General features: G+C 63.1%; 17 protein-coding genes and 1 pseudogene. 10 read left to right on the forward strand and 8 right to left on the reverse strand.

Features of this window, described 5'->3' with window-relative positions:
• The first annotated feature begins 37 nt into the window (after positions 1-37).
• Genes ACZO3G_RS09070 through ybaK form a run of 3 tightly spaced genes read left to right on the forward strand, consistent with a single transcriptional unit; the run spans position 38 to position 2036 of the window.
• Entirely contained in the window at positions 38-820 is a 783-nt protein-coding gene (locus ACZO3G_RS09070) for an ABC transporter ATP-binding protein (protein WP_370867172.1), read from the forward strand.
• Positions 804-1505 (forward strand): ABC transporter ATP-binding protein, encoded by a 702-nt coding sequence (locus ACZO3G_RS09075; protein WP_101551716.1) that lies wholly within the window; start codon positions 804-806, stop codon positions 1503-1505. Before ACZO3G_RS09070 ends, ACZO3G_RS09075 begins: the two co-directional genes overlap by 17 nt.
• A gap of 51 nt (positions 1506-1556) precedes the next feature.
• A complete protein-coding gene (gene ybaK / locus ACZO3G_RS09080; RefSeq protein ID WP_288233874.1) occupies positions 1557-2036 on the forward strand; it encodes a Cys-tRNA(Pro) deacylase in 480 nt (159 codons plus the stop codon).
• A 335-nt stretch (positions 2037-2371) separates the two neighbouring features.
• Here ybaK and ACZO3G_RS09085 read toward each other — a convergent pair whose 3' ends face one another.
• The 8 genes from ACZO3G_RS09085 to ACZO3G_RS09120 all read right to left on the reverse strand — a co-directional run bounded on the left by ACZO3G_RS09085 (position 2372) and on the right by ACZO3G_RS09120 (position 11062).
• Positions 2372-4009 carry a DUF1653 domain-containing protein gene (locus tag ACZO3G_RS09085; RefSeq protein ID WP_101551712.1) on the reverse strand — a complete coding sequence of 546 codons (1638 nt, stop codon included), beginning with the start codon at positions 4007-4009 and terminating at the stop codon, positions 2372-2374.
• Between the two features lie 143 nt (positions 4010-4152).
• Complete coding sequence (locus ACZO3G_RS09090; protein WP_276872343.1) at positions 4153-4824, reverse strand: P-II family nitrogen regulator; 672 nt, start codon at positions 4822-4824, stop codon at positions 4153-4155.
• A gap of 17 nt (positions 4825-4841) precedes the next feature.
• On the reverse strand, positions 4842-6371 hold the full coding sequence (locus ACZO3G_RS09095) for a DUF1538 domain-containing protein (RefSeq protein WP_101553251.1): 1530 nt from the start codon (positions 6369-6371) through the stop codon (positions 4842-4844).
• A 234-nt stretch (positions 6372-6605) separates the two neighbouring features.
• Complete coding sequence (gene rbr / locus ACZO3G_RS09100) at positions 6606-7145, reverse strand: rubrerythrin (RefSeq protein WP_101551708.1); 540 nt, start codon at positions 7143-7145, stop codon at positions 6606-6608.
• A 29-nt stretch (positions 7146-7174) separates the two neighbouring features.
• Positions 7175-7555, reverse strand: a complete 381-nt coding sequence (locus ACZO3G_RS09105; protein WP_276872341.1) for a Fur family transcriptional regulator — start codon at positions 7553-7555, stop codon at positions 7175-7177.
• A 184-nt stretch (positions 7556-7739) separates the two neighbouring features.
• Positions 7740-9260 (reverse strand): sodium:solute symporter family transporter, encoded by a 1521-nt coding sequence (locus ACZO3G_RS09110; protein ID WP_276872340.1) that lies wholly within the window; start codon positions 9258-9260, stop codon positions 7740-7742.
• Between the two features lie 392 nt (positions 9261-9652).
• A complete protein-coding gene (locus tag ACZO3G_RS09115; RefSeq protein ID WP_276872339.1) occupies positions 9653-10306 on the reverse strand; it encodes a superoxide dismutase in 654 nt (217 codons plus the stop codon).
• A 12-nt stretch (positions 10307-10318) separates the two neighbouring features.
• On the reverse strand, positions 10319-11062 hold the full coding sequence (locus ACZO3G_RS09120; protein WP_276872337.1) for an N-acetylmuramoyl-L-alanine amidase: 744 nt from the start codon (positions 11060-11062) through the stop codon (positions 10319-10321).
• A gap of 412 nt (positions 11063-11474) precedes the next feature.
• Between ACZO3G_RS09120 and ACZO3G_RS09125 the strand changes: the two genes are divergently transcribed.
• The 7 genes and pseudogenes from ACZO3G_RS09125 to ACZO3G_RS09155 all read left to right on the forward strand — a co-directional run.
• Positions 11475-12395: a DMT family transporter gene (locus tag ACZO3G_RS09125; RefSeq protein WP_101553250.1), complete on the forward strand. Its 921-nt coding sequence runs from the start codon at positions 11475-11477 to the stop codon at positions 12393-12395.
• A gap of 29 nt (positions 12396-12424) precedes the next feature.
• Positions 12425-13549, forward strand: a complete 1125-nt coding sequence (locus ACZO3G_RS09130) for an iron-containing alcohol dehydrogenase family protein (protein ID WP_276872335.1) — start codon at positions 12425-12427, stop codon at positions 13547-13549.
• Positions 13550-13587: 38 nt separating this feature from the next.
• On the forward strand, positions 13588-14397 hold the full coding sequence (locus ACZO3G_RS09135) for a transketolase (protein ID WP_277138537.1): 810 nt from the start codon (positions 13588-13590) through the stop codon (positions 14395-14397).
• Positions 14397-15344: a transketolase family protein gene (locus ACZO3G_RS09140; protein ID WP_276872332.1), complete on the forward strand. Its 948-nt coding sequence runs from the start codon at positions 14397-14399 to the stop codon at positions 15342-15344. The genes ACZO3G_RS09135 and ACZO3G_RS09140 overlap by 1 nt, the downstream gene beginning before the upstream one ends.
• Positions 15345-15382: 38 nt before the next feature.
• On the forward strand, positions 15383-15859 hold the full coding sequence (locus ACZO3G_RS09145) for an RpiB/LacA/LacB family sugar-phosphate isomerase (RefSeq protein WP_101551694.1): 477 nt from the start codon (positions 15383-15385) through the stop codon (positions 15857-15859).
• A 12-nt stretch (positions 15860-15871) separates the two neighbouring features.
• Complete coding sequence (locus ACZO3G_RS09150; protein ID WP_276872329.1) at positions 15872-16549, forward strand: transaldolase family protein; 678 nt, start codon at positions 15872-15874, stop codon at positions 16547-16549.
• Between the two features lie 31 nt (positions 16550-16580).
• Positions 16581-16893, forward strand: a pseudogene (locus tag ACZO3G_RS09155) (transaldolase family protein); the annotation flags it as partial.

Genomic DNA, 16893 nt, shown 5'->3' on the forward strand with positions numbered 1-16893 from the left:
GATCCTCCCCGAGCGCGACAAGGCCTATACCCCCGTCATGGAGGCGATCGGGCTGAGCATCGAATTCGGCGGGCTGCCCGCCGTCGACGACTTCAACCTCACCGTCGGCCGCACCGAGATCTGCGGCCTCATCGGCCCGAACGGCGCGGGCAAGACGACCGTCTTCAACCTGCTGACCAAGGTCTACCAGCCCACCCGCGGCAAGATCCTCATCGACGGCAGGGACACCAAGGGGATGAGCACCATCCAGGTCAACCGGGCGGGCGTGGCGCGCACCTTCCAGAACATCCGGCTCTTTAAGAACCTGTCGGTGATCGACAACGTCCTGATCGGGATGCACAACCACACCCATTACAACATGCTGACCTCGACCCTGCGCCTGCCGAAATACTGGAAGGCGGAGAAGGCGGCGAGGGAGAAGGCGCTGGAGCTGCTCTCGATCTTCGGGATGCAGGACCAGGCGGACGCGGAGGCGGGAAGCCTCCCCTACGGCGCGCAGCGGCGGCTGGAGATCGTGCGCGCGCTGGCGACCGGCCCCAAGCTGCTGCTGCTCGACGAGCCGGCGGCGGGCATGAACCCCTCGGAGACGACCGAGCTGATGGAGAACATCCACAAAATCCGCGATACCTTCCAGATCGCGATCATGCTGATCGAGCACGACATGAGCCTTGTCATGGGCATCTGCGAGGGGATCGCGGTGCTCAACTACGGCAAAATCATCGCCAAGGGCACGCCGGAGGAAATCCGGCGCAACCCGGTGGTCATCGAGGCGTATCTCGGCAAGAAGAGGGGGGAGAAGCAGGATGCTGAAGGTCAGTGATATCAACGTCTACTACGGCAACATCCATGCGATCAAGGACATCTCCTTCGAGGTCGCCAAAGGGGAGATCGTCTCGCTGATCGGCGCCAACGGCGCGGGCAAAAGCACCATCCTCAAGACGGTCTCCGGCCTTCTGCGCACCAAGACCGGCAGCATCACCTTCCTCGACGGCGACATCCGCACGGCGGCCCCCAACCACATCGTCAAGCTGGGGCTTGCCCACGTGCCCGAGGGGCGGCGCATCTTTTTGCAGATGACGGTGCAGGAGAACCTCGAGATGGGCGCCTATACCCAGAAGCCCACCGCGCTGTCCGCCGACCTCGAAAACGTCTACGAGCGGTTTCCCCGCCTCAGGGAGCGCCGCAGGCAGGTGGCGGGCACCCTCTCGGGCGGCGAGCAGCAGATGCTGGCGATGGGCCGCGCGCTCATGAGCCATCCGACCCTGCTGATGCTCGACGAGCCGTCGATGGGGCTTGCGCCCATCCTGGTGGAGCAGATCTTCGACATCATCCAGGAGCTGCACCGCGCCGGGACGACGATCCTGCTGGTCGAGCAGAACGCGCAGATGGCGCTTTCGATCGCGGACAGGGCGTATGTGCTCGAGACGGGGCGGATCGTGATGAGCGGCACCGCCAAGGAGATGCGGGAGGACGAGCGGGTCCAGAAGGCCTATCTCGGCATGTGAAAAAATCAAGGGGCGCGCCGAGGGCGCGCCCCTTTTTTGGAGGCGGACAGGATGGCGGAGGCCAAGACGAACGCGATGCGGATGCTCGACCGGGCGAAGATTTCCTACCGTGTGCACGTCTACGGGCACGCGGACGGGAAGATCGACGGGGTGAGCGTGGCGGAAAAGCTCGGGCAGGACGTCGACGCGGTCTATAAGACGCTCGTGACCAGGGGCGCGTCGGGCGGCAACTTTGTGTTTGTGATCCCCGTGGCAAAGGAGCTCGACCTCAAAAAGGCGGCGAAGGCGGTGGGGGAGAAGTCGGTCGCGATGATTCCGGTGGCGGAGATCAACAGGACCACCGGCTACATCCGGGGCGGCTGCTCGCCGGTGGGGATGAAGAAGCTCTTCCCCACGGTGTTCGACAGGGCGGTGGAATCGCTCCCGGCGGTCTGCGTGAGCGGAGGGCGGATCGGCTGCCAGGTCGAGGTTTCGCCGGGCGACCTGCTGCCGCTCGTCCGGGCGAAAACCGCGCCGATCACGGCGGATTAAAGGGTTTAATCTAAAAGTTTTCGCCCGCCTTTTATAAAAGGCGGCGGGTTGTCAGGGCGGAGCCCTGACGCGTGCGCTGCAGCGCACAAGATACTTGATCCTTCAGGAGCATTTTCTTTGCTTCTTTCTTTTGCGATAGAAAAGAAAGAAGATGCAAAGGGCCGCTTTCCCAGATGGGAAGCGGCCCTTTTGCGATGTTCCTTTTTCTCTTGTAAAAAGGAACCGAAAAATACGCCTGAAGGATTGGGCGTTCCGCTCGCCGCGGCGAGCGGCGCGGGGCGCGGCCCCGCGGCCCCGCCACCTTTGAAAAGGTGGACGAAACATTTGGATTTGGGTTAGTCGCCTGAGTAGACAAAGCGCGGGACGACGCGTCCGTCCTGCTCGACGTCCTCGAGGAACATGTCGAGCGGGCGCACCCAAAGCCCGCCTTCCCCGTAGAGGGCGCGGTAGACGACCAGCTCCTCGAGCGTCTCGCTGTGGCGCGCCTTGCCGATCACCTCGTATTCGCCGCCCTTGAAGTGACGCCACCGTCCGGTTTTCAGCTCGCGCGGCGCGGGCGGGACGGGCGCCGCCGGCGCGCCCGTGGATGCGGCCTCGCCGCTCGAAGCGGCGGAGAAGCGTTCCCACTCCTCCTGCGGCACGAGGATGCGGGAGCCGTAGGCGGGAACCTCCAGCTTGAGGTTGCCGTCGTTCGTCTCATAGGAGGTCCCGGTAAAGAGGTCGACGAGCGGGGAGGCGTCCACGCGGAATTCGAGGTATTCGGGATGCTCGGCGAGGTTGAGCGCCACATAGACGCTCCGGCCGTTCAGCTCCCGGCGGAAGGCGTACTGTTCATTTTTGATGAGCGCGTGGTCGTAGCCGCCGTACTGGAGCGCGGGCAGCGCGCGGCGGACGGCGCCGAGCCGCTTGATGTGCTCGCAGAGCTGGTAATTCGCGTCCTCGATCTTCCCGAGCTCGAGGCAGGGGCGCAGCCCGGCGTCCGAGCCGTTCTGCTTGATGCCCTTGACGCCCCATTCGCTGCCGTAGTAGACCGACGGCGCGCCCGGCATCGTGTAGAGCAGGGTATAGACGTTTTCAAGGTGGCGCTCGTTGCGCAGCACCGACGCGAGCCGGTTCACATCGTGGTTGTCGACGAAGTTGTAGAGGCAGAGGTTTTTATAGATACCGCCCGGGCCGAACTGCCGCGCGAGCGAGTGGGCGATCTCGAAATAGTTGCGGTCGTTGTGGGAGGAGTAGAGCCCCTTGGCGCACTCGTAGTTGGTGACCGAGTCGAGCATGTCGGGGTTGGCCCAGCGGTTGTAGTCGCCGTGGATGATCTCGCCCATCAGCCAGAAGTCGGGCCGCTTGCCCCGGCAGAAGGCCTTGAGGCGGCGGAAGAAGTCGAAGTCGACGCAGTCGGCCGCGTCGAGGCGCAGGCCGTCGATGCCGAATTCGTCCATCCACATGCCCACCGCGCCGAGCAGGTGGTCGACCACCTCGGGGTTGCGCAGATTGAGCTTGACGAGGTTGAAGTGCCCCTGCCAGCCCTCGTACCAGAAGGCGTCGCCCATCGGGCTGCCGCCGCCGAAGTTGAGGTTGTGGAACCAGCTGCAATACCGGGAGGACTGCCCGTTCTGCTGCACGTCCCGGAACGCCCAGAAGCCGCGGCCGACGTGGTTGAACACCCCGTCGAGCACGATGCGGATGCCGTTTTCATGCAGCGCGGCGCACACCCTTTTGAAGTCCTCGTTGGCGCCCAGCCGCCGGTCGAAGGTGTAGTAGTCGCTCGTGTCGTAGCCGTGCTCGGACGACTCGAACACCGGCCCGAGGTAGAGGGCGTTGACCTGCATCTCCCGCAGGTGGGGAATCCAGCCGAGCAGCTTTTCAATCCGGGGGACGGGTTCGCCGCCCTCGTTCTGCTGCGGCGCGCCGCAGAAGCCCAGCGGATAGATATGATAAAATACCGATTCATTGACCCAGCTCAAAAAAACCATCCTTCCGTGCGGGGGAGACTCGATGCGCATTGCCCGCACCCGAACAGTATACACGACTTTACAGAAAATAGCAAATCCTCGGGGATGGAAAAAAGAGGACAAGCCCCGGCTGCGGGGCCTGTCCTCTTTGCGCCGCCGGGCGGCTATTCGTCAGTCAGACTGCGCAGGCCAACCACCCGGTTGACCGGCAGGGAAAAGACCGCGGCGACCCGGTCCTGCCTGGAGCCGGCCTTTTCCATGATGGCGCGGATGATGTTTTTTTCGTTCTCCTGCTTCGAGACGATGTAGATCACTTCCTGTTCCGAAGCGATGGACATCCCGAAAAAGGGCATGGCGCTTTTTTCGCCGATCCCCTTGGCGTGGATGATGGTGCCGCCTCCCGCATCCGCTCCGCGCGCGGCGTCCATGACCAGCTCCGTATTGCCTTTGTGCGCGATGACCACGACGAGGGAAAAGCGGTTTTCTTCCATTACAAGCACCCCATTTTGTTCTGTATTCTGCCCCTGGGTCAGATATTGCAGGCTCGCTGAATTCGCGACGCTCTGCAGCGGGATCGTGAAGGCGATGCCGTTGCCCGGCACGTCGATCTGCATGGTGCGCATCAGCCCCTTCAGCAGGCCCGACGCCAGCGGGCCGGACACCACGGCGGAGAGCATGATCTTCTCCGTCTTTTCGATTCCCAGGCGGTCCAGGGTCTTCTGCTGCGCGGTGCCCTCGCAGAGGGCGGCGGTCAGGGAATGGACGCCGTTTTCGTAGAAGTATCGCAGGTAGGCGTCGCCGTATTCCCGCTTGGTAATCGTAACCAGATAATACAACATACTGCTCCCCTTTTTTAAAACGTGATGATATCGTCGTCGTTCAGGACCACGGGGTCCTCCGCGGGTTCTTCAGCCTCCCCGGCGCCCCTGGATTTGTACTTGTAGTAAACGCCCAGCAACTGGATGGTGATCAACGGGGTCATCGCCACCATGGCCACGACGCCGAAGGCGTCCACGACCACGTTGCCGCCCACGCCGCTGCAAGTCCCCATCGCGAGGGGAAGCAGGAAGGTGGCGGTCATGGGACCGGAGGCCACGCCGCCCGAGTCGAAGGCGATGGCGGTAAAGAGCGGGGGAGAGAAGAAGGTGAGGATCCCGGCGATCAGGTAGCCGGGAACCAGCAGGTACATGATGGGAAGCCCCGTCACGATGCGCAGCATGGCGAGCCCCACCGAGATCGCGACGCCGATCGAAAGGCTGGTGGACAGGGCCTTCTGCGGGATGGCGCCTGCGGTGATCGTAAGGACCTGCCTGTTCAGGACGTGGACGGCCGGCTCGGCCGCCACGATGAAATAGCCGATGACCACGCCGATCGGAACGATGATCCAGTTCTGCGCCATGCCTCCAATGATCTGGCCGATGTAGTTGCCGACGGGCATGAAGCCGACGTTGACGCCGGTCAAAAAGAGCACCAGCCCGACATAGGTGTAGCCGAGGCCCACCCCGATCTTGATCAGCTCCCCCTTCTTGAGGCGGAGGGCCGCGATCTGGAAGAGGAGGAAAAAGACGAGGATCGGGCAGAGGGCGAGGGCGACCTCCTCGATGTATTTGGGCAGGGAGGACAAAAAGAGCTGGGAGAGCTCTCTGGAGTCGGTCAGCTCGGGGATCACCACCGGGACGTATTCGCCCGTCCCCGCGCCGTAGACGATGCCGAGGAGCAGCACCGCCAGGATGGGGCCGACGGAGCAGAGGGCGACGAGCCCGAAGCTGTCGTTTTCGGCGTTGCTGTCGCTGCGGATGGCCGTGACGCCCAGCCCGAGCGCCATGATGAACGGCACCGTCATCGGGCCGGTGGTGACGCCGCCGGAATCGAAGGCCACCGAAAGGAACTCCTGCGGCACGAACCGCGCGAGCAGGAAAACGAAGACGTAGATCCCGATCAGCAGGTGGGAGAGCTTGACGCGCAGCAGCATACGCAGCATGGCGACGACCAGAAAAACGCCCACCCCGATCGCCACGGCGACGATCAGGACCATATTGGGGATGCCCGGGACCTGCTCGGCCAGCACCTGGAGGTCGGGCTCGGACATGGTGATGAAGATGCCCACGAGCAGGCTCACAAGGATGATCAGCCACACCCTGCGCGACTTGGTGACGGCGGATCCCACGTGGCTGCCGATCGGGGTCATGGCCAGGTCGGTGCCCAGGGTGAAGAGCCCCATCCCCAAAATCAGCAGAAGCGCCCCGAGCACAAAGCCCATCAGCAGGCTGTTGGGAACGGGGGAGATGGAAAAGCAGAGCAGGAAGACGATCCCCGTCACCGGCAGGACGGAGGAGAGGGATTCTTTCAGCTTCTCGGAAAGAATCGTTCGGTTCTGTTTCAACAGAGGGAGCTTCGTTTTACCCACATAATCCCCTTTCTGTCGCTGGTAGCAACACGGCCGGCGGCATCCGGGGCCGGATGGCGGCGCCCAAAATTTTTTTTATGGTTCATTATAACATATCTCTTTGGCGGATGAAAATGCTTCCGGCGAATAAAATGAAAATAAAAAAGCCGCCCGGTCTTCGACCGGGCGGAAAATTTGGAAGGCGTATTCAAAATTGGGGAGGAAACAAAATCAGTAGTTCTTGCACTGGAGCTGGAAGTACGCCTGCGGATGGTCGCAGACCGGGCAGACCAGCGGGGCCTTCTCGCCCACATGGATGTGGCCGCAGTTGGAGCACTGCCAGATGACGATGCCGGTCTTCTCGAACACCTGCTTGGTGTCGACGTTCTTGAGCAGGGCGAGGTAACGCTCCTCATGCTCCTTCTCGATCTTGGCGACCGACTCAAAGAGGAATGCGATCTTGTCGAAGCCCTCTTCCTTGGCTTCCTTGGCGAAGGTGGCGTACATGTCGGTCCACTCGTAGTTCTCGCCCGCGGCGGCGTCCTTCAGGCAGGCGGCCGTGTCGGGGATGCCGTCATGGAGCAGCTTGAACCAGATCTCGGCGTGCTCCTTCTCGTTGGCGGCGGTCTCTAAGAACAGGTTGGAAATCTGGACAAAGCCCTCTTTCTTCGCTTTGGAGGCGTAGTAGGTGTACTTGTTGCGCGCCTGGCTTTCGCCCGCAAACGCCGCGGCAAGGTTGGCTTCGGTTTTGGTGCCCTTCAGATCTTTCATGTCACATACCTCTTTCTTGAATTTATTTGTCAGTGCTTTTCGGCACAGTTTTGGCAGATCCCCGTGATGTAGACCTGATAGCCGGTCACGGTAAAGTCGGTAATGCCGCGGATGCGGGCCTCGAGGCCGCCCAGGTCGCCGAGCTCGATGTCGTAGAGCCGGCCGCAGCGGTCGCAGAGCAGGTGGTGGTGCGCGTCGGTGCGCGCGTCAAAGCGGTCGGACGCGCCGGGCAGGCAGATCTTGAGGAGCTCCCCCTGCTGGGCAAGCTGGTTGAGGTTGCGGTAGACGGTGCCGAGGCTGATGTTCGGCTCCCGCTCGCGCACCATCGCGTAGACGGCGTCCGCCGTCGGGTGCACGGGGTGCTCCATCACAGCCTGGCGGATAAGCTCCCGCTGTCTGGAATATTTCATAGGCTCCAATCCTTACCGGTTATTTTTAATAATGATAATGATTACTGAATATTATTATAGCCGCGCCGGTCGATTTTGTCAACCCCATATCACAAAATTTCGGGGAAAAAAGAAAGCGGCCCGCCCCTCCCGCGAAGAGGAAGGAAAGCCCCCTCCCGCTGTTGCGGGAGGGGGCTTTCGCGTTCTATTCGGAAATCGGGTTGAGCACGAACTTGTGCGGGGCGGCGACCTTTTCGTCGTAGCAGGAGAAGGTCACGTCGAGGTGCGGCTGCGACAGCTTGGGGGTGACGAGGCTGACGAGCGGGGTGATGACGAGGGAGGCGACGATCGCGATCGCGCCCGCCGAGGTCGGCGCGGTGAAGGGGAAGAAGAAGTTCCACACGCAGATGCCGATGCCGACCGCGAAGCTCACCCACACGCTCGCGGTGGTCGCGCCCCGCCAGAAGAGCCCGAGGATGAAGGGCCCGAGGAAGGCGCCCGCCAGCGCGCCCCACGAGAGGGACATGAGGGAGGTGATGAGGTTGTTGGGGTTGAGGGCGAGCACGACCGACAGCGCGACGAAGAAGATGCAGAGCAGCCGGATCCAGCGGAGCTGGACCTTGTGGGTCATGTCCTTCATGAAGACGCCCTTAAGGAAATCGAGGGTGAAGGTGGAGGAGGAGGTGATGACGAGGGAGGAGAGGGTCGACATCGACGCGGAGAGGACGAGGATCATGACGACGCCGATCAGCAGGTCGGGCAGGGAGGAGGCGAGCATCTGGGGGACGATGTTGTCGAAGACCGGCTTGCCCCCCTCGGGAACGGTGTAGTAGAGCCGCCCGAACGCGCCCATGAAGTAGCTGCCCCCCGCGATGACGAGCGCGAAGAGGGTGGAGATGATCGTCCCGGCGTGGATCGATTTCTCGTTCTTGATCGTGTAGAACTTGTGGACCATCTGGGGCAGGCCCATCGTGCCGAGGCTCGTCAGGATGACGACGCCGAGCAGGGCGAGCGGGTCGGGCCCGAAGAAGGAGACGAACGCGCCGTTTAAGGCGGGGGCCGTCTCGCTCGGGATGGCGGAGAGCCGGGCGAAGGCGGAGGAGAAGCCGCCCTGGCCGTTCAGGATGAAGACGACGACGAGGCAGATGCCGCCGAGCATGATGATCCCCTGCACGAGGTCGTTGAGCGCGGCGGCCATATAGCCGCCGACCACGACGTAGATGCCGGTGAGCAGGGCGATGCCGAGCACGCACCAGGTGAAGTCGATGCCGAACGCCATCGAGAAGAGGCCGGACAGGCCCTTGTAGACCGAGGCGGAGTAAGGCACGAGGAAGACGAAGATGATGACCGACGCGACGGTGCGCAGGGCGGGGCAGCAGTACCGCTTGGCGAAGAAATCGGGCATGGTGGCCGACTCGAAGTGCTTGGTCATGACGCGGGTGCGCCGCCCGAGCACCACCCAGGCGAGCAGGCTGCCGATGAGGGCGTTGCCGATGCCGATCCAGGTGGAGGCGACGCCGAAATTCCAGCCGAACTGCCCCGCGTAGCCGACGAACACCACCGACGAAAAGTAGGAGGTGCCGTAGGCGAACGCGGTGACCCACGGCCCCACGTTGCGCCCGCCGAGCACGAAGTCGCCGACGTTGCCCGCGTGGCGGCGGCAGTAGACGCCGATGCCGACCGTGACGGCAAAAAACAGCGCGATCATCAGGATTTTTTCAAACATAACGATGTCCTCCTCATTGCCGTCCCGTCTTCCGGGGGTTCCGGAGAAACAAAAATCCCGTCCTCCGGAACTTCCGGAGGACGGGACGTGTTCCCGTGTTACCACCTCGGTTTGCGCCGGCCTCGCGGGCGGCGCCTCTGCGGGTGCCCGACTTCCCGGCCACCCCGCGCGTTAACGGGCGCTCCCGGCGCAGCCTACTGGGTTTCCCGTTCGGTGCGCGGCTCGCGGAGGGTATTCGGTGCCGTCCCTCCCCGCGCCTCTCATCATCCGGCCGCTTTCTGTGGGGGATCGGAAGGACCTACTTGTCTCCGGTCGCTGCCTTTCGCGCATCAACGCATTGGCGCGTTGATGTGAAATGCTGAGTTCTATTTTAGCAGGCAAAATCGCTAAAGTCAAGTGTTTTCGACGGAAATTTTTCCACACCCGCAGGCCTCGTAATTTTCCCCGGCGAACTGCCAGTCGACGAGCTTCCACCAGGCTTCGAGATAATCGGCCCGCAGGTTGAGGTACTTGAGGTAGTAGGCGTGCTCCCACACGTCGACGCAGAGGACCGGCCGCAGCCCGAGGGGCAGAGGGGTGTCCTGGTTCCCGGTGGAGAGGACGCGCAGCCGCCCGTCCCCGTCGCAGGCGAGCCACGCCCAGCCCGCGCCGAACCGGGTAAGCGCCGACTGGGTCATCACGTCGCGCAGCCGCTCGCAGGAGCCGAAGGCGGCGTCCACCGCCTTGGCGAGCGTGCCGCAGGGACAGGCGGAGGCGGGCTTCGGGGTCATGCAGTCGAAATAAAACTCGTGCGACCAGACGCCGCCCGCGTTGCGCAGCACGTCGGTGCGGATCCGCTCGGGAAGCCGGTCGCAGCCGAGGATGAGCTGCTCGAGGGACCAGCCGTGGAATTCGGGAAACTCCCGGAGGGCTTCGTTGAGCTTTTTGACATAGCCCGCCTGGTGGCGGTCGTGGTGGACCGTCACGGTGCGGGTGTCGATGTACGGTTCAAGCGCGTCGTAGGCGTAGGGGAGCGGGGCGAGTTCAAACGGATACTGTTCGTTCATGCTTCCCCTCCGTCAGCGCGGGATGCGGATGTAGCGGGAATCGGCGTAACCGACCGTGCCCCGGAAGTTGACGACGTACCAGTTGTTCCACTGACCGTTGATGATGATGGGATCGCCGTTCCAGGCGCGTGCGATCGACTGCGATTCGGTGGAGGGGAACTGGCGGATGTTGAGCCAGCCCGACCGGACGACGACGGTGCCCCGGCGCGGCGCCTGCGGCAGGACGAAGGGAATGCCGAAGTAATCGGTCAGCGAATAGGCGACGTTGGCGGCGATCTCGGCGATGTTGGCCTTGATCCATTCGGCGTCCTCGAGGTTGTCGTGGTAGGCGAATTCGATCAGCACGCCGGGCGCGCGCGTCTTGGCGACCTCGCCGAGCCGGGTGGTCGGGACCGTCTTGACCAGCCAGGGGTAGGGGTAAATCTCCTTGAGGTTCTCCGCGATGATGTCGGCCGCCCGCTTCCCGGCGGCGCTCGTCGGATAGTAGTAGACCTCCGAGCCCTGACGCAGCCCGGCCTCCCCCTCGGGCGCGGCGTTGGAGTGCAGCGCGAGGTGCAGGTCGTAGTTGCCGTGGTTGGATTGCGCGATCGACGACGCAGCGGTCATGTCGGGGGTGTTGCGCACCCAGCGGATGCCGGAGGAGAGCAGGTAGGGCTCCATCGCGTCCGCGATGAGGTTCATATAGTATTCCTCGGTGCCGCCGTTGACAAAGTGATTCCAGTCCTGCGTGGACGGGCTCAGATAGATGATGGGCATAGAATTCCTCCTGTCGGTGGTTTTGGTGCCTTTTTTCCTGTTTCAGACTATGCCCGGCGGGGAAAAAAGGTGCCGGCGCCGCCCGGCGGGAAAAAACGCGCGCGGCGGCCGGGCCGCTGTCAGCCTGCCGGCAGAAAAATGGGAGGATGGTAAAGGACTTTAAAAAGAATGATTAACTAATAGAAGAGCTTGGAAAAACATAGGCAAAAACGCCAAAACGGCATGTTTGATTTGTGTTATACAGACAAAAATACGAAAATATGGCAGAAAACCACTTTACACAGGGGCGGAAATCGGTATAATAAAAATAGATATTATTAAATTGATTAATTAAATAATTCTGGAGCGTCCTCCATCGTCCGCGGCCCGGTTCCGTGGCGCGATGACGGGGAGGCGGATGGGGGGAATCGCGATGAAACCAAAACAGGCGGCGCCGCTGCTTCTGCTGGCGCTCATCTGGGGGATCTATTATGTGGCCAGCCACAAGTCGGTGGAGCGGATGTCCGTCTTTACGGTCGGGATCGTCATCCGCCTGCTGACGATGGTGCTGCTGACCGCCGTCATGCTCTGGAAGCGGGAGCTGCCCTCCCTTTTGAGGGTGAAGGGCGTGTTCGCCCGGCTGCTGCTGATCGGGCTGATGGGCTTCCTGCTCGACCTCACGGCGTTCGTCGGTCTCTCCCTCTCTCCGGCGGGCGCGGGCACCGCCCTGCTCAAGACGGACATCCTCTTCGTCAACCTCATCAGCGTCATCATCTATAAGCAGAAGTTCACCGGCCGGGAGTGGATCGACACCTTTGTGATGCTCTTTGGCGTGCTGCTCGTGATGGATTTCGACTTCCTGCACGCCTCCCTCGGCGGAAAGGGGGACATCTTCTTCATCCTGAGCGCGCTCTTCGTCTCGATCAACGCGTTTCTCATCAAGAGCGTGCAGCGCAGCGGGAAAAATTCCGTCTCCAACGATGTGATCGCCTACTACAACAACTTTGTGACGATGATCCTCTTCACCGTCACCGCCTGCATGATGGGCACGATCGGGCAGCTCCGCCTCTTCGGGACCGACCCCGGGATTACCCTCGGACTCGTCGTCGCGGGGCTCGGGCAGACGGGCGTCTACATCGTCTACTACTACGACCTCGCGCGTTTCCCCGTCTGGCTCGTCAAGGTGTTTCTGCTCTTCATGCCGATCGTCTCGACCGTCATCAGCTTCCTGCTCTTCGGCGAGACCCTCACGGGGAAGCAGCTTTTGGGCGTCGCGGTGGTGCTGGCCGGCGCGATGGGCGTCCTGTTTGAACAGCGTAAGAAGGAGGAGGGGCATCTGGCCGCCTCCATGTAAACCATATCAAGACCAGGAGGGCGTTGACTATGAACACAAAGAATTTCCGCTTCCACATGCCGGTCGCCGTGCACTACGGCGTCGGCATCGCGCATAACATGACCGGGCGGATCCGGGGGGAGAGGGTCATGATCGTCTGCGATCCCTTTCTCTACCAAAGCGGCGTTGCCGAAAAGCTCGGCGGCGCGCTCGAGGGCAAGACCGTTTCCTACTTCAGCGGCATCGAGCCCAACCCCTCCACCGTGAGCGTGGACGCGTGCGCCGAGGCCGCGCGCGTCGCGCGCGCCGAGACGGTCATCGGCGTGGGCGGCGGCAGCGCGATGGATGTGGCGAAGGTCGTGGCCTGCCTCGTGACCAACGGCGGCAGCATCTACGACTACTACGCGGGCGGCACCAAACGGTTCGGTCCCCGCGCGGTGAAGCTGATCCTCATCCCGACCACCGCGGGCACCGGCAGCGAGGTCACCAACGTCGGCGTCTACACCAACCCGCGCGCGGGGGTCAAAATGCCCTTCGTCACCGACGAGTTTTGGGCGGACGAGGCGCTCATCGACCCGGAGATGACCTATTCGCTGCCTCCGGCGGTGACCGCCTCCACCGGCATGGACGCCTTCTGCCATGCGATCGAGGCCTACTGGAACAAGGAGAGCCAGCCGATGTGCGACTTTCTGGCGATGGGCGCGCTCAAGACGATTCTCGAGAACATCAAGGCCGCCTACGACCATCCGGACGACACCGAGGCGCGCGGCGCGATGATTACGGCGGCGCTGGTGGCGGGCGTGGCGTTCAGTCAGACCCGGACGACGGGCATCCACGCGGTCAGCTTCCCGCTGACCACCGAGTTCCACGCCAGCCACGGCGCGGCCTGCTCGATCACCCTCCCGGCCTTCATCCGGGCGGCGAAGCAGGGCGCGGCCGAAAAGCTGCGGGTGCTCGCCGGGTACCTCGGCTACGCGGACGCGGACGCGCTCGCGGACGGGGTGGAGGCGCTGATGCGGAGCATGAAGATGCCGGTGCGGCTTCGGGAGCTGGGCGTGCGGGAGGCGGACATCCCGCACATCGCCGAAGTCGGGCTGACGGCGGCGATCATACAGCTCACGCCGGCGGAAATGAACCAGGAGACCGTCGAAGCGCTGCTGCGCTCGATCCTATAAGAAAGGGGCCGGAAGCCTTGAATGAGAAAAAAACAGCCATGCTGCGGAAAAAGGCGCATGAAATCCGCAAATACACGCTGACGTCGATCGGGAAGCTCGGTGTGGGCCACATCGGGGGCAGCCTCTCGCTGCCCGAGGTCCTCGCGGTGCTCTATTTCGACGCGATGAACATCGACCCGGCGGACCCGAAGAAGCCCGACCGCGACCGCTTCGTCCTCTCCAAGGGGCACGGCGGCCCGGCGCTCTACGCGACGCTGGCGCTCAGGGGCTATTTTGGGCTCGACTGGCTGGACACCCTCAACCGTCCGAACACCAACCTCCCGAGCCACTGCGATATGAACCGCACGCCGGGCGTCGATATGACGACGGGCAGCCTCGGGCAGGGGTTCTCGGCCGCCGTGGGCATGGCGGTGGCGGGAAAGCTGGACCGCAGCCCCGTCCGCGTCTATACGATCATCGGCGACGGGGAGAGCCAGGAGGGGCAGATCTGGGAGGCCGCCATGCTGGCGGGCAGCCGCAGGCTCGGCAACCTGATCGCCTTCACCGACTACAACAAGATGCAGCTTGACGGGTACATCGAAGAGGTCAACGGCCTCTACCCGCTCGACAAAAAGTGGGAGGCGTTCGGCTGGCATGTGCAGTCGGTGGACGGCCACGACGTCGCGGCCATCTCCCACGCGATCGACAACGCGCAGAAGATCACCGACCGCCCGTCGATGATCCTTCTGGACACCGTCAAGGGCAAGGGCGGCTATTTCTGCGAGAACCAGGTCGCCTCCCACAACATGAACATCACCGGGGAAATGTGGCAAAAAGCGGTGGCGCTGCTGGACGAGGAGGACGCATGATGGAACTGGAAAACAGATGGCTGAGGGAGACCTATGTGGATGAGCTCATCGCGGCGGCCGAACGGGACGAGCGCGTCGTCATCCTGGAGGCCGATTTGAGCAAGGCGGCCGGCACCGGCCGCTTCAAAGAGCGGTTCCCCGAGCGGACGATCAACGTGGGAATCGCCGAGGCGGGCATGATCGGAACGGCCGCCGGCATGGCGGCGATGGGGAAGATCCCCTTCACCCACACCTTCACCCCCTTCTCCACCCGCCGGGTGTGCGACCAGGTGACGCTGTCGGTGGCCTACGCGGGGCTCGGCGTCAAGATCATGGGCAGCGACCCGGGCGTGACCGCCGAGCTCAACGGCGGCACCCACATGAGCATGGAGGATGTGGCGATCATGCGCAACATCCCCGGCATGACGATCTTCGAGCCGACCGACAGCGCCCAGCTGCGCGCCGCCTTCCCGCAGATCGTGGAGTGCGCGGGGCCGGTCTACATCCGCCTCCTGCGCCGCAACGCGGTGAAAATTTTCGAGGAGGGCTGCGCCTGCACCCTCGGCAAGGGGATCGTCCTGCGCGAGGGCCGCGACGTCACCATCGCGGCCAGCGGCATCATGACCGCCGAGGCGCTCGACGCCGCGGAGCTTCTAAGGGCGGACGGCATCGACGCGGAGGTGCTCAACTTCCACACCGTCAAGCCGTTCGACGAGGCGCTGCTGATCGCCAGCGCCGGCAAGACGGGTGCGGTCGTGAGCGCGGAAAACCACTCGATTTTAAACGGACTGGGCGGCGCGGTCGCCGAGTGCCTGTCGGAAAACCGCCCTGTGCCGCTGCGCCGGGTCGGGGTGCGGGACCACTTCGGCGAGGTAGGGCTCACCGAGTTCCTCAAGGAGAAGTACGGCCTCACGGCGAAAGACATCGCGGCGGCAGCCAAATCCGCCGTCGCGGCGAAAAAGGGATAAACGGCGCGGGGAAGGCCCCGCGCGAAGGAGGAGTTATCGTGCAAAAGATCATCATCGGTTCGGACAAATCGGGCTTTTCCCTCAAGGAGGCGGTCAAGGCCCACCTGCTTGAACGGGGCGTCGAGGTGGAGGACTGCGGCACCTTATCGCTCGAAGCGGGCATCCCCTATTTCGAGGTGGCGCCGGTCGTCGCCGAGCGGGTCCAGTCGGGCGAATTTTCGCGCGGCATCCTGATCTGCGGGACGGGCGCGGGCATGGCCGTGGTGGCCAACAAATACCGGGGCGTCTACGCCGTGGCGTGCGAGAGCGTCTACGCGGCGGAGAAATGCCGGGCGATCAACGACGCCAACGTCATGACGATGGGCGGCTGGATCGTCGCGCCCGAACTGGGCGTCGCCATGGTGGACAAATTCCTCGACACCGGCTTCACCGACAACCTCGAGGAGTGGCGCAGGGACTTCCTCAAAAACGCGCGCGTCAAGGTGGCGAATCTGGAAGAAACCATTTACAAATAAGGAGAGAGCGGCATGAAATACTTTTTGGACAGCGCAAAACTCGACGAGATCAAATTCGCCTACGAGCACTACTGCATCGACGGCGTGACCACCAACCCCAAGCACATCAAGCTGAGCGGCAAGCCGTTTATGCAGTGCGTGCGGGACATCGCGGCGTGGCTGCGGGAGACCGGCCTGGAGGGGACGGATTTCCCCGTCTCCTTCGAGATCAACCCCCACCTCGACCAGTGGGAGGAGATCGTGGCGGCCGCCAAGGAGGTCGCCTCCTACTCGAAGAACTACGCCATCAAGATCCCCTGCTGCGAGCAGGGGGTCATCGCCGCCAAAAAGCTCGAGGAGCAGGGCGTGCGCACCAACGTGACCCTCGTGTTCAGCCCCTCCCAGGCGATCCAGGCGGCCAAGCTGGGCGCGAAGTTCGTCTCCCCCTTCGTGGGCTGGAAGGAGAACAACGGCGAGGACGCGCTCGAATACATCTCCAGGATCGTGAAGATCTACCGCAACTACGACTACAGGACCGAGATCATTGTCGCCGCCGTGCGCAGCGGCAAGCAGATCGTCGACTACGCCTGCGCGGGCGCGGACATCGTCACCTGCGGGCTGCAGGTCTACAAGGACTCCTTCGAGCATCCCTTCACCTCCTACGGCCTCGGCGTCTTCCGCGACGCGTGGGACAGCACCGTGAAGGAATAAGGACACACATCCATTGACAGGAGGAAACGATATGAGCGACTATAAAGGCGTGCTGCACGAGACGGCGGTCCGCTTCCCCGACACTGACATCTGGATGGACTCCTGCGGGGAGGAGGAGCTGGACTACGGCCTCGCGCGCGGCATCGTGGGCGCGACGAGCAACCCGATCATCGTGGGCGCGGTGGTCAAGAAGGAGCTCCCCTACTGGGAGCCCCGCATCCGCCGGCTGATCGCGGAGAACCCCTCGGCCACCGAGGACGAGATCACCTGGCTGCTCCTCTACGAGGTGGGCCGGGAGCGCAGCAAAAAGCTGCTGCCCGTCTTTGAAAAATTCAAGGGCAGGA

The organism is Anaerotruncus sp. (assembly GCF_057433415.1).